This is a genomic window from Actinomadura sp. GC306 (assembly GCF_004348665.1).
In the GTDB taxonomy this organism is placed as follows: Bacteria; Actinomycetota; Actinomycetes; order Streptosporangiales; family Streptosporangiaceae; genus Spirillospora.
Genome location: NZ_SMKM01000060.1, coordinates 14,777 through 28,116, shown reverse-complemented (window position 1 = coordinate 28,116; position 13,340 = coordinate 14,777). Strand labels below are relative to the sequence as shown.

15 protein-coding genes are annotated in these 13,340 nt (G+C 70.1%); 3 read left to right on the top strand and 12 right to left on the bottom strand.

Annotated features, from left to right (window positions below; genetic code table 11):
- On the bottom strand, positions 1 to 635 hold a 635-nt coding region (locus E1200_RS33660), incomplete at its 3' end, for a hypothetical protein (protein ID WP_165950287.1).
- Positions 636 to 970: 335 nt separating this feature from the next.
- Here E1200_RS33660 and E1200_RS11720 point away from each other — a divergent pair.
- Entirely contained in the window at positions 971 to 1,345 is a 375-nt protein-coding gene (locus E1200_RS11720) for a hypothetical protein (RefSeq protein WP_131951879.1), read from the top strand.
- Positions 1,346 to 1,412: 67 nt separating this feature from the next.
- On the opposite strand, the gene E1200_RS11715 is transcribed toward E1200_RS11720, so the two are convergent.
- The 4 genes from E1200_RS11715 to E1200_RS33655 are packed head-to-tail and all read right to left on the bottom strand — an operon-like array spanning position 1,413 to position 5,702.
- On the bottom strand, positions 1,413 to 2,477 hold the full coding sequence (locus tag E1200_RS11715) for an ArsO family NAD(P)H-dependent flavin-containing monooxygenase (protein ID WP_131951878.1): 1,065 nt from the start codon (positions 2,475 to 2,477) through the stop codon (positions 1,413 to 1,415).
- A gap of 3 nt (positions 2,478 to 2,480) precedes the next feature.
- On the bottom strand, positions 2,481 to 3,809 hold the full coding sequence (locus E1200_RS11710; RefSeq protein WP_131951877.1) for an MFS transporter: 1,329 nt from the start codon (positions 3,807 to 3,809) through the stop codon (positions 2,481 to 2,483).
- A 15-nt stretch (positions 3,810 to 3,824) separates the two neighbouring features.
- Positions 3,825 to 5,504 (bottom strand): FAD-dependent oxidoreductase, encoded by a 1,680-nt coding sequence (locus tag E1200_RS11705; protein WP_131951876.1) that lies wholly within the window; start codon positions 5,502 to 5,504, stop codon positions 3,825 to 3,827.
- A 51-nt stretch (positions 5,505 to 5,555) separates the two neighbouring features.
- On the bottom strand, positions 5,556 to 5,702 hold the full coding sequence (locus tag E1200_RS33655) for a hypothetical protein (protein WP_165950286.1): 147 nt from the start codon (positions 5,700 to 5,702) through the stop codon (positions 5,556 to 5,558).
- 87 nt (positions 5,703 to 5,789) lie between these two features.
- On the opposite strand from E1200_RS33655, the gene E1200_RS11700 reads away from it, so the two are divergent.
- A complete protein-coding gene (locus E1200_RS11700) occupies positions 5,790 to 6,146 on the top strand; it encodes a metalloregulator ArsR/SmtB family transcription factor (protein WP_243708486.1) in 357 nt (118 codons plus the stop codon).
- Between the two features lie 29 nt (positions 6,147 to 6,175).
- Here E1200_RS11700 and E1200_RS11695 read toward each other — a convergent pair whose 3' ends face one another.
- A complete protein-coding gene (locus tag E1200_RS11695) occupies positions 6,176 to 7,270 on the bottom strand; it encodes an NAD(P)-binding domain-containing protein (RefSeq protein WP_131951874.1) in 1,095 nt (364 codons plus the stop codon).
- 88 nt (positions 7,271 to 7,358) lie between these two features.
- Here E1200_RS11695 and E1200_RS11690 point away from each other — a divergent pair, with 88 nt between their 5' ends.
- Positions 7,359 to 7,715, top strand: a complete 357-nt coding sequence (locus E1200_RS11690) for a metalloregulator ArsR/SmtB family transcription factor (RefSeq protein ID WP_131951873.1) — start codon at positions 7,359 to 7,361, stop codon at positions 7,713 to 7,715.
- Between the two features lie 115 nt (positions 7,716 to 7,830).
- Here E1200_RS11690 and E1200_RS11685 read toward each other — a convergent pair whose 3' ends face one another.
- The 6 genes from E1200_RS11685 to E1200_RS11660 form a co-directional block, all read right to left on the bottom strand.
- Entirely contained in the window at positions 7,831 to 8,253 is a 423-nt protein-coding gene (locus tag E1200_RS11685; RefSeq protein ID WP_131951872.1) for an arsenate reductase ArsC, read from the bottom strand.
- On the bottom strand, positions 8,246 to 8,899 hold the full coding sequence (locus E1200_RS11680) for an arsenate reductase ArsC (RefSeq protein ID WP_207933301.1): 654 nt from the start codon (positions 8,897 to 8,899) through the stop codon (positions 8,246 to 8,248). The genes E1200_RS11685 and E1200_RS11680 overlap by 8 nt, the downstream gene beginning before the upstream one ends.
- A 150-nt stretch (positions 8,900 to 9,049) precedes the next feature.
- Positions 9,050 to 10,033 carry an ACR3 family arsenite efflux transporter gene (gene arsB, locus E1200_RS11675; protein WP_279484187.1) on the bottom strand — a complete coding sequence of 328 codons (984 nt, stop codon included), beginning with the start codon at positions 10,031 to 10,033 and terminating at the stop codon, positions 9,050 to 9,052.
- A 104-nt stretch (positions 10,034 to 10,137) separates the two neighbouring features.
- Positions 10,138 to 10,446 carry a metalloregulator ArsR/SmtB family transcription factor gene (locus E1200_RS11670; RefSeq protein WP_243708485.1) on the bottom strand — a complete coding sequence of 103 codons (309 nt, stop codon included), beginning with the start codon at positions 10,444 to 10,446 and terminating at the stop codon, positions 10,138 to 10,140.
- 747 nt (positions 10,447 to 11,193) lie between these two features.
- A complete protein-coding gene (locus tag E1200_RS11665) occupies positions 11,194 to 12,909 on the bottom strand; it encodes a tyrosine-type recombinase/integrase (RefSeq protein ID WP_131951869.1) in 1,716 nt (571 codons plus the stop codon).
- Complete coding sequence (locus E1200_RS11660; protein ID WP_207933300.1) at positions 12,910 to 13,182, bottom strand: DNA-binding protein; 273 nt, start codon at positions 13,180 to 13,182, stop codon at positions 12,910 to 12,912.
- Positions 13,183 to 13,340 lie beyond the last annotated feature (158 nt).

Sequence of the window (13,340 nt, the reverse complement as noted above, 5' to 3'; positions counted from 1 at the left end):
AACGCTGGACCGCACTCAAGCACACCACGCTGAGCCCCGGCAGAATTGGCGACCTCGTCCGCTCCGCGCATGTCCTCACGCTCTTCGAGCACCGCCGGATCAGCTGAAAGTCGCTGACAAAACCTCAGTGGACTGTAGAACGCGTCATCCCAGTAGCCGTTCCACCTGTCGATTCCTTTGTTCAGCAGGTTCGGCGGTGCCTCCTGGGCAGCGGCCTGAGCGGGCCTGAACTCGATGCTCCTCGTCTCGACCTGAGTGACATCGATCGTGACCGTCCGGTCGCGGACCTGGACCTTCGTCGTACCGTCCAGGGTGGCCTCGAACTCGCCCGCATGCCCGCCGAGATCATAAACCTCGTCGAAACCGACTGACCGGTCCCGGAGCACCACACGGATGGCATCGGCAGGCCGCCGAGGCAGCGAGTACTTGGCACCGATCGAGAACTCCCCCAGCGGCGTCACGACCGACTTGTCGCCGGTGACAACCATCCCGCTCCCCGGACTATAACTGATCTTGAAGGGAAGGAACGTCGGCTTGTACGACCCCTGGGCACCGCCACCGTTGCCGCATCCCGCAAGTCCGAACAGAACAAAGATCAGCAGCGGGGCGATGACGAGCCCAGTACGGCGAGCCATATCGCCGGAGCCTAGGGTGAAATACGCCCAACGACCATGTCAAACGACACAGACACGAAGTCTTTCGGAGGCGTGTCTTCCCATGCTGCCGGGTGCATGCTCACCACTCGATAGATGATCATTAAGGAGGGACATACGTGCCCGTGGCATGGTGAGATGACGTACAGCCTGCGGCCCCTTGAGGCAGGCCTCGGCTTGGCTGAGTGGACGATCGCCAAGTGCATCCCGTCGGTTGTTGGAAGGGATGATGGTGGTCTCGGTGGAGCCGATGACGGTCAGGTGGTTGCGCTAATCGGCGGAGGTTGACGGCGCCCGGGTGGTGCGAGGATGCGGTCATGGCCGACCTCCGTAAGCGCGAGCCCCGGACGATCAAGGCGCATCTGGCCACGGTGACCTTGCGCGGCGACCGCGTGGAGATACGCCGAAGCGGCTTGGCACGCATAGCGGCCGAGCGGCACACGGTGATCCCCTTGGCCGACATCGTCCAAGTGCAATGGAAAGATCCCACGATGCTGGTCAACGGGTGCGTCTTCATGGCTACAGCCGAGGATGTCAAGACCGTGAAGGCGCTGGGGACGACCAAAGAGACGGCGATCGGAGGCAACTCGCACACCGTGCTGTTCACCGGGTATCAACGCAGGCGCTACGCAGAACTGCGTGCCGCGCTGAAGGCACTCCTGCCGGACGTCCCCACGGCACCGGCGGGATAGGCGCCTTCTGGCACCTGCTGGATCCAGCCTGCCCGCAGAGAACACGGCCGGGAGGCGTGCCGGCGGTCTATTCGAGGTCGAGTTGCGCGATGATGTCGCGGACGGCGTCTCGGGCGGTTCTGGCAGAGCCGACCAGGGTCGCCGAGCCGGGGCCCGTCCAGTCGCCGTAGCCGAGCAAGTGCAGCCGAGATTCGGCCAGTGCGCGGGTTCCCCCGCCGGTCGGTATACGCCCCGTCCCGTCACGCAGGCCGAGCGGCGTGAGGTGACTCAGCGCCGGGCGGAAGCCGGTGCACCAGATGATCGCATCGCAGTCCTCGATTCTGCCGTCGGGCCAGGCCACGCCGGTTGGGGTAAGGCGGTCGAACATCGGCTGGGCGCGCAGAACGCCCCGATCCCGGGCGTCCCGTACCGCAGGCACGGCGACGATGTCGCCCAGTCCGCCGATGCCGCCGGAGTCGGCGTGCCCATCGCGGAGCTGGCGGATACGGCGAGTGGCCAACTCGAAGAGGGCACGTCCGTCGAGGTCGTCGGGGAGGAAGCGCGGCGGGCGCAGGGTCGTCCAGATCGTTGTCGCCCGCGACTGCAGGTCTGCGGTGATCTGGGCGGCGGAGTTGCCTGCACCGACCACCACGACTCGCTGCTCGCGGAAGTCATCGGGCGTGCGGTACTGCGCGGTGTGGAGCTGACGGCCTTGGTAGTCGCCGCGTCCGGGGTAGTAGGGCAGGTAGGGGCGCCACCAGGTCCCTGTCGCGCTGATGACGTGCCGGGCCCACCAGGACGCGGTCGCGCTGTCCAAACGAAGGAGATCGCCGTCGCGGTGCACCGCCTGGATGCGCACTGACCGGTGTATCGGCAGGTCATAGCGCTTCTCGTAGGCGGTCAGGTAGTCGACGACGTGGGCGGCGGGTGGGTAGCCGTGGTTCCAGGGCGGCATCGGCCAGCCTGGGAGCGAGCTGTAGCGGGCGGGTGAGAAAAGCCGTAGCGACTCCCACATGTGCGGCCAGGCTCCGCCCGGCTCTTCCTGTGCGTCGAAGATCGCGAACTCCCTGTCGCTGCGGCGCAGGTAGAAACCGGCGGCCAGACCCGCCTGGCCGCCGCCGATGACGGCGACGTCGAGAACATTGGTGGGCATGTGTCATTCCTCGTTCCTGCGCGGTGCCAGGCGCGGGGCGGGCATGCGTGCTGCCGATGGTGCGGCCGATGGTCGGCGTCCTGTGGTGCGGGCCGGTGCGGTACCGGCGGCGAGTACTGCGGCCAGGACGGCGATGACGGTCAGCACCAGGAACATGCGGGAGTAGCCGCCGAGTCCGGCGGCGATGGCGGCTCCGGCGAAGGGCGCCACGGCGGTGGCGGTGGTGATGGGAGCGGCGAGGATGCCCGACAGGGCGCCGTAGGACGCGGTGCCCCAGCGGTCGGAGACGGCGGTCGCCTGGAGCAGGGTGGCGATGCCGCGGGTCGTGCCGGCGAGGAAGGCGACGGCGATGAGCAGCGTCACGGGTCCGGGGATGGCGGCGAGGGCGGCGGTGGTGGCGGCCGACAGGGCGAGGATCCAGACGGTCCGTGCGCGGACGCTGGTGCGGCGGACGAGGGCGCCGTAGCCGAGGCGTCCGGTGACCTGGCCGATGCCGCCGAGGCCGAGTGCCCAGGCGGCGGTGCTGCCGCTGGCGCCGCGGGAGGTGAGCAGCGGGATGAGGTTGATCATTACCGCGTACATCGCGAACGCCGACAGGGTGAGCGCGGCGGCCAATAGGAGGAACGGCCTGCTGCGCATGGTGGCCGACACCTCGGACCCGGTCTGCTCGTGCGGGCGGCTGGGCTTGTCCGCTGAAGCCTGGGGTGGCGAGGGCCAGGGGCGGTGCAGGGCCAGCAGGTGCAGCGGGACGGTTACGGCGGCCAGTACCGCGGCCAGCACGAGGTAGACGCCGCGCCAGGTCAGGTGGGCCGACAGTGTGTCAGTGAGCGGCGCGAAGACCGTGCTGGCCAGGCCCGCGACCAGCGTGAGAGTGGTCAGGGCGCCGAGGTGGCGCGGCGCGTAGTAGCGGGTGAGCGCGGCGAAGGCGGGCTGGTACAGCACGGCGGACATCGCGACGCCGGCCAGCAGCCAGGCTCCGGCGAACGTCCAGAGGGCGGGCGCGGCGGCCACGGCCAGGACGGCGAGCACGGCGAGCGCCGAGCCGCCGGTCATCAGGACGCGGGGACCGTGCCGGTCCAGCGCGCGCCCGACCGGGACGCCGGCCAACGCGGCGACGATGAGCGAGGCGGAGAACGCGGCGGTGATGGCCGCGGTGGACCAGCCGGTGTCGCGAGTGATGTCCTGCGCGAGGACGGGGAAGGCGTAGTAGAGCACGCCCCAGCTGGTGATCTCGGTGACGCAGAGGGCGAGCAGCGGGACGCGGGACACCGCGCCGGGGCCGGCGGCGGAGGTGTCCGCCGCCGATCCCGGTGCGGGAGTGCCACGGCTCATCAGGTCGTCGCCCCGTCAGGCACCACTGTGTTCGGCCTCTCCGAAGTAGCCGTGCACGTGCCCGGTTGCAAATCCCAGGCCAGCGGGGACTCCGATGCCGATGCTGACCGGTTCGGGGGCCGCGGGGCCGCAGCATGACCCGCCGTCGGGTTCGGACTGGGCGGCAGGGGCAGGCGTCGCCTCGGTGGAGCACGAAGTCCCGCAGCCGTCATCCTGGCCGGCGCTCGGGTTGGCGGCGCCCGGTAGCAGGTCGTCGGTGACCAAGCTGGTGGAGCACACGCCGGTCTCGGGCAGGTCGAGCTGGACGGTGTCGGCTGCCTCGCGGTCGCCGGCGAGCGCGGCGACGATGGAGCGGACCTGCTCGTAGCCGGTGGCCATCAGGAACGTGGGGGCGCGGCCGTAGCTCTTCATCCCGACCAGGTAGAAGCCGGGCTCGGGGTGGGCAAGGTCGCGTTCTCCGTGCGGCGGGACGGTCCCGCAGCTGTGGAAGTTCGGGTCGATCAGCGGGGCGAGCTTGGCGGGTGCCTCGGTGGCGGGATCGAGTTCGACCCGTACCTCGCGCAGCATGTCCAGGTCGGGCCGGAACCCCGTCGCGGCGACCACGATGTCGGCGGACAGGACGCGCGGGCCGTCCGGGGTCTGGCCGTTGACCTGGACGGATCCGGCTTCACCGTCCGGGGTGGCGACGCCGGTGATGGTGAAGCCGCGGACCAGGTCGATCTCACCGTTGTCCACGGCCGCCTTCAGGCGGGTGCCGAGCGCGCCTCGTGCGGGGAGGCCGTCGGCGTCGCCGCCGCCGTAGAGCCGGGCCACCGATGCGCCACGCACGGCCCAGGTGATGCGGGTGCCGGGCTCGTTCTTGGCGAGTTCGGCCAGGGCGAGGAGGGTGTTGGCGGCCGAGTGCCCCATCCCGACCACCAGGGTGCGGCGGCCCGCGAAGCGGGACCGGTCGCGGCCCAGCACGTCCGGCAGCGGGCCGGTGATGCGGGCGGCTGCCTGCTCCTCGCCGGGCGCGGGCAGGCCGGAGTGGCCGAGCGGGTTGCTGCGGCCCCAGGTGCCGGACGCGTCGATGACCGCGCGGGCGGCGATGTCGTCCACGGCTCCGTCCGGGCCCACTGCGCGGACCAGCAGCGGGCGCTCCTCGCGGCCGACCGTGCGGGTCACGTCCACGCCGTGGCGGGTCACGGCCACCACACGGGTGCCGGTGCGGATCCGTCCGGCCAGCGCGGGGACCTTGGCGAGCGGTGCCAGGTAGTCGCGGAGGAGTTCGGCGCCGGTCGGCAGGGCCTCGGGGTCGGGCAGACGCCACCCGGTCGGTTCCAGAAGCCGCCGGGCGGCGGCGTCGGTGTCGTATCGCCATGGCGAGAACAGCCGGACGTGTCCCCACTCTGAGATCGCCGCGCCCACCTCTTCCCCGGCCTCCAGGACGAGGAAGTCCTGGTCGCGTTCGGCCAGATGGGCGGCGGCGGCCAGCCCGACCGGTCCGGCGCCGATCACCACGACCGGCAGCCCGTCGAGCGGCCCCTGCTCGACGCAGCCGCAGCCGGCGTCGGTCTTGGCCTGCTGGACGGTGGCACCGGGGTCTACGGCCTGCTCGGCGTCGGTGCAGCACGCGCTGACACCGCAGCAGCTGCTTGCGCTGGCGGGGGCGTCTGGGGAGGCTGCTGGCTCCGGTCGTCCGGTTTCGTCGTTCACGATGACTCCTTTGTCGGTTCGGTCATGGGTGTCGGGCGCCGGGGAATGTTGTCAGAGGCGGGTGCGGTAGGCGGCGGTCGTCACGCGGTCGATGTGTGCGGCGGAGCGGCATGTGGGCGTGCAGACCTGGCCGCAGGTCTCGCAGAAGGACACGGCCTTGACGCGCCGGGCGGTGATCCGGGCGAGCAGCGTCTTCATCTCCGACTCCTTGTTTAGATGCTTGTCTAAGCAGGCGCCAGTTTGCATCGCTGGATAGATGGATGTCAAATTAGATGTATGTCTAAGATGCTGGGGCTTGAGGACGTGACCGACCCGGCCTGCTGCGCGCCATTGAGCGGTCCGGCGTTGAGCGAGGCGGAGGCCGCTGAGCTGGCCAAGGTGTTCAAGGCGTTGTCCGATCCGGTGCGGTTGCGTCTGCTGAACATGATCGCCTCGGTGGACGGGGGCGAGGCGTGCGTGTGCGACCTGACCGGCGCGTTCGAACTCACCGCGCCGACCATCTCCCACCACCTGAAGGTGCTGCGCCAGGCCGGGCTGATCGAGGGCGAGCGGCGCGGCACGTGGGTGTACTACCGGGTGGTGCCGGACAGGCTGACACGCCTGTCAGGTCTGTTCGCCCTGCCGGCTCTCGTCCCGGCCTGATTCCACACGCCGTCCCGCTCCGGAGGCGGTCATCGGGTCGATGTCAGCGCGCCATCAGGGGTGCGGGTCTGCTTGCGCAGCCGGGTGAGGACGTGCCGGGCGTCGGCGGCGACTCCGCGCAGGGTGGCCGAGGCGAAGGAGCGCTGCCATTCCAGCCCGACGTATCCCAGGCCCGGATGGGTGGCCGAGACTCCGCCGCGGTGGCGGGGCTGCCCGTCGTCGTCCAGTGCGCCCAGCGGGGCGAGATACTCCACGCCCGGCCGGAACCCGGTGGCCAGCAGTACGACGTCGATGTGTTCGCGGGTTCCGTCGCTCCAGAGGACCTGGTCGCCGTCCAGGCGGGTGAACATCGGGCGGCGGTCGGGGTTGCCGGTGGCGATGGCATCCCGGTAGGTGCCGGTGTCGAACACCGGGGTGCCCTTGCCGCCGGTCAGCAGCGGACGCGCCCACCCGGCGGCGTCCAGCCCGGTGCGCTGCAACCAGATGTGCATATCAACCCCCAGCACGCGCTGGGGGATGAAGCGGAGCGGGTGCCGGGTCGCCAGCGTGACGTCGGCGACCGCGGCCAACTCGATCGCGATCTGCACCGCCGAGTTCCCGCCTCCCACGACCACGACGCGCTGGCCGGTGAACGGGCCGGGACGCCGGTAGTCGGACGAGTGCAGCACCGTGCCGGGGAAGCCGTCCAGTCCCGGCAGGTCCGGGCGGTGGGGGCGGCTGAATCCGCCCGTCGCGGCGATCACCAGCGGCGCGGCGAAGACCTCGCCGCTCGTCGTGACCACCTCGAACCCCGGTCGTGCGCCCTCCTTGGCAGCCACGACCGTTTCGACTCGGCGACCGGTGCGGATGTCGGCGTCCATATGGGCGGCGTAGTCGGTCAAGTAGGCCACGACCTCGTCCCGTGTGGGGTAGCCGTCCGGATCGCCGGGGAACCCCGCTCCGGGCAATGCACTGCGCCGGGCCGGTGAGAACAGGGTGAGGCTGTCGTAGTAGTGCGGCCAGGACCCGGCCGGCTGGCCGGCCGCCTCCAGGACGATGGGCGCCAAGCCCAGGGACCGGGCAATGCGGGCGGTGGCCAGACCGGCCTGGCCGCCGCCGATGATGACGAGTGGTGCAGTAAGCATGAGGCGAACATATCAACACTTCATAAAATAATGAAGTGTTGATATGTGGCGTATGCTGGGCGCACACCTCGGGGAGGAGCCAGTAGCGATGGTCGAGCCGGTAGAGAAGGTGACTCCGGCACCGGGCGGTTGCGGGGCGGCGCCGGCCGCTCAGCTCGGCGCCGGCGCACGCGAGTTCCTCAAAGCGCTGGCCAGCGAGCAGCGGCAGCAGATGCTCGAACTCTTCGCCGGCGGTATCGAACTCACCGTCGGCACGGTCGCCGAGCGGCTCGGGGTCGGCCAGTCCAACGCCTCGCAGCAGCTCGCGCTGCTGCGGCGAGGCGGCCTGCTCACCTCGCGCAGGGACGGCAAGCAGGTCTTCTACCGCATCGACTCCGCCGCGGTCGACCGGTCACTCACCGAACTCCGCGCCTACCTGCACACCTGCTGCCCACCCGACAACTGAGCCCCCTGGCGCGGCTGTCACCGTACGTCCGGGACGGACCGGCTCTGGAGCAGCCAGACCGGGCAGAGCACACGTTGCCGAGGACGTCACGCCCCCCGCGCCGGCTCGCCCTTCTTCACTTCTCCGATAGGAGCCCGCTGACCAGGTTCTCGATGCGCTTGCGGATCTCGTCGCGGATCGGGCGGACGGCGTCGACGCCCTGTCCGGCAGGGTCATCGAGAGTCCAGTCCAGGTAGCGCTTCCCGGGGAAGACAGGGCAGGTGTCGCCGCAGCCCATGGTGATGACCACGTCGGATGCCCGGACGGCATCGACCGTGAGCACCTTGGGGGTCTCGGCGGAGATATCGATACCCTCCTCCGCCATCGCCTCGACCACCGCCGGATTGACCTGGTCGGCGGGCGCGGACCCGGCGGAGCGCACGTCGATCCGGTCACCTGCCAGGTGGGTGAGGTAGGCGGCGGCCATCTGAGAGCGTCCGGCATTGTGCACGCAGACGAACAGGACACTGGGCTTGGCAAAGCGAACCTGATCAGGCATCGGCGTTCCTTCGCTGTTCGAGACCGGGCCGGTCGAGGGTGGTGAGCAGGTCGGTGACGAGCAGGTCGAGTTCGTCGCGAATGCGGCGGATCTCGGCCAACGGTTGATGGGCCGGGTCGGGGACGGCCCAGTCCAGGTACCGGATGTGCGGCAGGAGCGGGCAGGCGCCGCCGCAGCCCAGCGTGACCACCAGGTCGGCGGCAGCGACCAGTTCGTCGGTCAGCGGTTTAGGGAACTCACCCGACAGGTCGACCCCGATCTCGGCCATGACATCGACAACGGCCAATTCCAGTTCCGCCGCCGGCGCGGTGCCGGCCGAGCGGGCGTGCAGGCGTCCACACCCACGGGCCATGGCGAGCGCGGCCGCCATCTGGGACCGGCCGGCGTTGGCGTCGCAGACGAACAGCACCTCGGGGACCCGTTTGTCGAGCCGTCCCTCGGCTTGGGCAAGGGCGGTGAGCCGCGCGGCAGCGAACCGTTCGGCCAGCACCACCAGGTGGGCGTCCACTCTGGCGGTGGCATGCAGTTGCCGGTAGGAGTCGGTGACCAGGCGGCGGGCGGTCTCGACAGAGACTAAGCCATGGAACCTGGCGGCCAGCCGCGCCGCAATGCGATCGAACAATCCCTCGCCTGGTGTGCAGGTCACCGTTCGCCTCCCCGACACATCTGGAGGCCAACACTCGAAGCCGTCACCGGCCAGCGGCCCCTACTCGCCACTCGAACCGGACCGGCCCGCCTGGTACGGCTTGTGAAGAAACTCGGTTCGCGAGCCTCACAGGCGGCGGTCATCGTCGGGTCACCGCCCGGCGGGTTGGAATCGGCGACGCAGCCACAACGACACGTACACCAGCCCGACCAGGACCGGAACCTCGATCAGCGGCCCGACCACACCCGACAGGGCCTGCCCGGAGGTGACGCCGAAGGTTCCGATCGCGACGGCGATGGCCAACTCGAAGTTGTTCCCCGCGGCGGTGAAGGCGAGCGTCGCGGTGCGCGGATAGGGCAGCCGGACGGCGCGTCCGAGGGCGAAGGACCCACCCCACATGAGCGCGAAGTAGGCCAGCAGCGGCAGCGCGATGCGGGCAACGTCGGTGGGCTGGTTAGTGATGGTGTCGCCTTGGAGGGCGAACAGGATGACGATGGTGAACAGCAGCCCGTACAGCGCGACGGGGCCGATCCGGGGCAAGAACCGCTCCTCGTACCAGGCACGGCCGCGGACCCGCTCACCCAGGCGGCGGGTCAGGTAGCCGGCCGCCAGCGGGACGCCCAGGAACACCAGCACGTTGACCACGATCTTGCCGACGGAGAAGTCCGCCTCGTCGGTCGCCAGGCCCAGCCACCCGGGCAGGACCTGCAGGTAGAACCAGCCGAGCGCACCGAACGCGATGACCTGGAAGACGGAGTTGAGCGCGACCAGGACGGCGGCGGCCTCCCGGTCGCCGCAGGCCAGGTCGTTCCAGATGATGACCATCGCGATGCAGCGAGCCAGCCCGACGATGATCAGACCGGTGCGGTACTCGGGCAGGTCCGGCAGGAAGATCCAGGCCAGCGCGAACATCACCGCCGGGCCGACCACCCAGTTCAGCAGCAGCGAGGCCAGCATGAGGCGGCGGTCGCCGGTGACGGTGTCGAGCCGGTCGTAGCGGACCTTGGCCAGCACCGGGTACATCATCACCAGCAGGCCCAGCGCGATCGGCAGCGAGATCCCGCCGGCCTCGACCCGGGCCAACGCGTCGTCCAGTCCGGGGACGGCGCGTCCCAGCCCGAGACCGAGCACCATCGCCGCGATGATCCACACCGGCAGGAACCGGTCGAGGGTCGACAACCCGGCCACCACCCCCGCTTCCTGCGGGTGTGCGGCGGCGCCGGAGTCTTGCGTACTGGTCACGTGCACGGCCTCTTCCGCTGATGAGTCCGGGACTCCCGGGCGGCGGCGGCCAGTTCTCCGAGTTCGGCGGCCAGTTGCTCCAGCGCCTCGGGCCGCAGCCGGTAGTAGGTGAACCGCCCGCAAGGCTCGGTGTCCACGAGCCCAGCTTCGCGCAGTGCCCGCAGGTGGTTGGAGATGTTGGTCTGCTTAGCGCCGGTCTCCTCAACGAGGTGGCAGTTGCACAACGCCTCTTCAGCCAGTAGCGACACGATCTGCGCACGCAGCGGGTCGGCCAGCAGCCTCAACACATCAGTTTGAACTGACATCACGCCCGAATGATACATAATAGCCAGGACAAGTCCATTCGGACGCCTGCTGCAGCGAGCGTCGTGATACTTAGCCAGCACCAACGACGTGGTCACCTGGAGCCGCCAACTGCGTGCCTGATTGTGCGAGCGCCATCACTGTTGGTAGCCAAGTGTCGTGATCACGAACTCGCCAACCCCGCCGGAAGTGCGGGTGCCGCCTGAGCTCGATGAGCCATGGCGTATCCGTCCGCGCCGCAGACACCGGCGCCCTCGCGACCGACGCCGCTGAGCGCCGCCTGTGGTCAGTGCCGGGCTGGCCGCCCTTGGCACCGTGGCCGTCTTCCACTTCGCGGGGGCGCCCGGGGCATCCCCATCGTCTCCGCTGCCCGGGACAGACGTGACGGCCCTGAACTACCGGGGGAGCCCGTCCCTGACCGGACGGGCCGCCACACCCGAAGGCGGACGTCCTCCGGGCCGTACCTGGCGTGATCATGATCGTCCGAATCGGGAGGACGAGGCCAATGTGGCATCGGCGGAGGCTGTACCCGGCAACCGCCGGGTACGGCCTCCGCGTCCAGGCAGCAGCACGGTCACACCGAAGGGCAGAGCCCCGCGCCCGCGGACTGTGAAGCCGCCGCGGGCGCGTCGGGTGCCGGGTTGGGTTCGGGCCGAGTGCCGACGCCGCTTCCCGCATGACGGGATCCGCCAAGCCGCGTGTGTCGCTGCGCTGCGCGGCTATTTCGGCCGGTGAACCGTGCTGGACGGTTAGGACGCCTGGGCCTCGGTGCCGGAGTCCGGGCCGTCGGCATTGTGGGTTTCGCTCTGCCCGGCGTCAGGGCTTGGGTTTGCGTCGCCGTTGGGCTGGGCGTGTCCGGGCAGCGGGGTGATGGTGGCGCTGGATGGTTCGGGCGGGTGGCTGGCCGGGTGCTGGTCTGCATTGTGGATGAGGGCGGCGGCGTCTTCGGCGGCTTGGCGGCCCAATTGCGGTAGGACGCTGGTGTAGATGTCGGAGGCGATCGCGATCGAGGAGAGCCGCAGGGTCTCCTGGACGACCTTCATGTCGTATCCGGCGGCCAGCAGGAAGGTGGCGGCGCCGTGCCGCAGGTCGTGCAGCCGGATCGGTGGTAGCCCGGCCTCCATGGACAGCCGTTCGAACTGGTCGGTGACGTCGTTGGGGTCGACCGGCTGGCCGGTGGGCGTGGTGAAGACGAATCCGGTCTCGGTCCAGGCGTCGCCGGCGGCGAGGCGTTCGGTGTTCTGCCGCGTCTTGTGGGCGCGTAGTTCCTTGATGGTGGTGGAGTCCAGGCTGATGGTGGCCTCCCCGGCGTCGGACTTGGGTTTGCCTTGGAAGGTGTCGGGGCCGATCTGGGTGATCTGCCACCGGATCGCAGCCGTCCCGCCGCGCAGGTCCAGGTCGGACCAGCGCAGGCCGCAGGACTCGCCGCGGCGCAGGCCCCGGCAGGCGATCAGATGGAACTGCGCGTACAGGCGGTGGCCGCGTGCCCGCTGCAGGAACTGCTTGGTCAGGGCCGGGGTCCACACCATAACCTTGGACGGGCGCGGGGCGCCGATGTAGGCGTCCAGCCGGTTGATCCGGTCCCCGATCCGCTTGTGCGGTTCCAGCCGTGCCTGCCGTCTGCGGCGCGCGTTCATCGTCTCGGTGTGCACGGCGAAGGCCTGCTCCCACTCGGCGATGCGCTCGTCGGTCCACACCAGGGCCTTGGGCGCTTTGCCGGAGGGCAGTTCGACCAGGGAGGCGACGTTGATCTCGATGAGGCGTTGCTTGATGGCCTTGTTCAGCGCGGACCGCAGGGTCGCGCGGATGCGCTGCTTGGAGGCCGGGCCGACCACGCGCCGTCCCTTGACCTTGGCGCGCAGTCTGGTGTCTCCGGATTCGCGGGCGGTGGTGATCTGCTCGTTGAGTTCGTCGATGGCGTCGAAGATCCGGTCGACGTCGGTGACGCGGAGCCGTTCCAGCAGGATGTGCCCGAGGTGGGGTTTGAGGTACAGCTCGATGTGGCTGGCGTAGGAGCGGCGGGTGCCCTCGCGCAGGTTCCGGCGTCCGGCCAGCCAGGTCTCCAGGTACTCCCCCACGGTGATCGACCGGCCCAGGTCCTGCCCGGTGCGGACTTTGCGGCGCACCTCGTTGGGGTCGGGCAGCGCCTTGGTGGCGCGGACGGTAGTGACGATCAGGTCGGCGATCTGCACGCGGGCTGTGTCATCGGTGGCGATGGCCAGCAGTTCCTTGGCACGGTTCAGCTCGGCGTCGGCGGCGTCCTGGGTGGCGAACCCGCCCCGGCGCAGTGGGCTGCGCCGGGCCCCCGCGGCGGTGGGCGGAAGTTCTAGCTGGTAGCTCCAGGAGCCGTGGGTGCTGCTCCAGCGGCCCTTGCCGCGCCGCAGCTTCGGGCATTTCTTGCCGAGCAGTTTGCCGTCCTGGTCGCGGCATCCGCAGGTTTTGAACGTGCTTCCCTTGGCGGCCATTCAGCCTTCCTTCTCGTCGCTGGGAGGCTGCCCGCCGGTCGTGCCCGGGTCGCCGCTGGCGGGCGCCTTTGGGCTGAGGCCCAGGGCGGTCTGCAGGTCGGCGGTGGACACCCGGTAGTTGCGGCCGACCTGCAGCACCCGGCAGGGGAAGTCCCCAGTGCGGGCGAGCTGGTAGGCCTTGGTGCGTCCGATGCCGAACGCGAGTCCGGCGGTGACCAGGTCGATGGTGACGGGCAGCGAACGGAGTTCCGCTGGAGTCAGCCCGGGCTTCACCGCGCACCCCCGGCAACCGGCGCCGCCCCACGCAGGCCGTGAGGCCAGCAGGGGCGGGTGGGGTCGGTGCGGGTGTCACGGGCGTCCTCCAGCGGGTCAGAACCGCTCCGGCCGCCGGACGGGCGTCGCCTGCCGCGCGGGCGGGCGGGTCCGGCTGG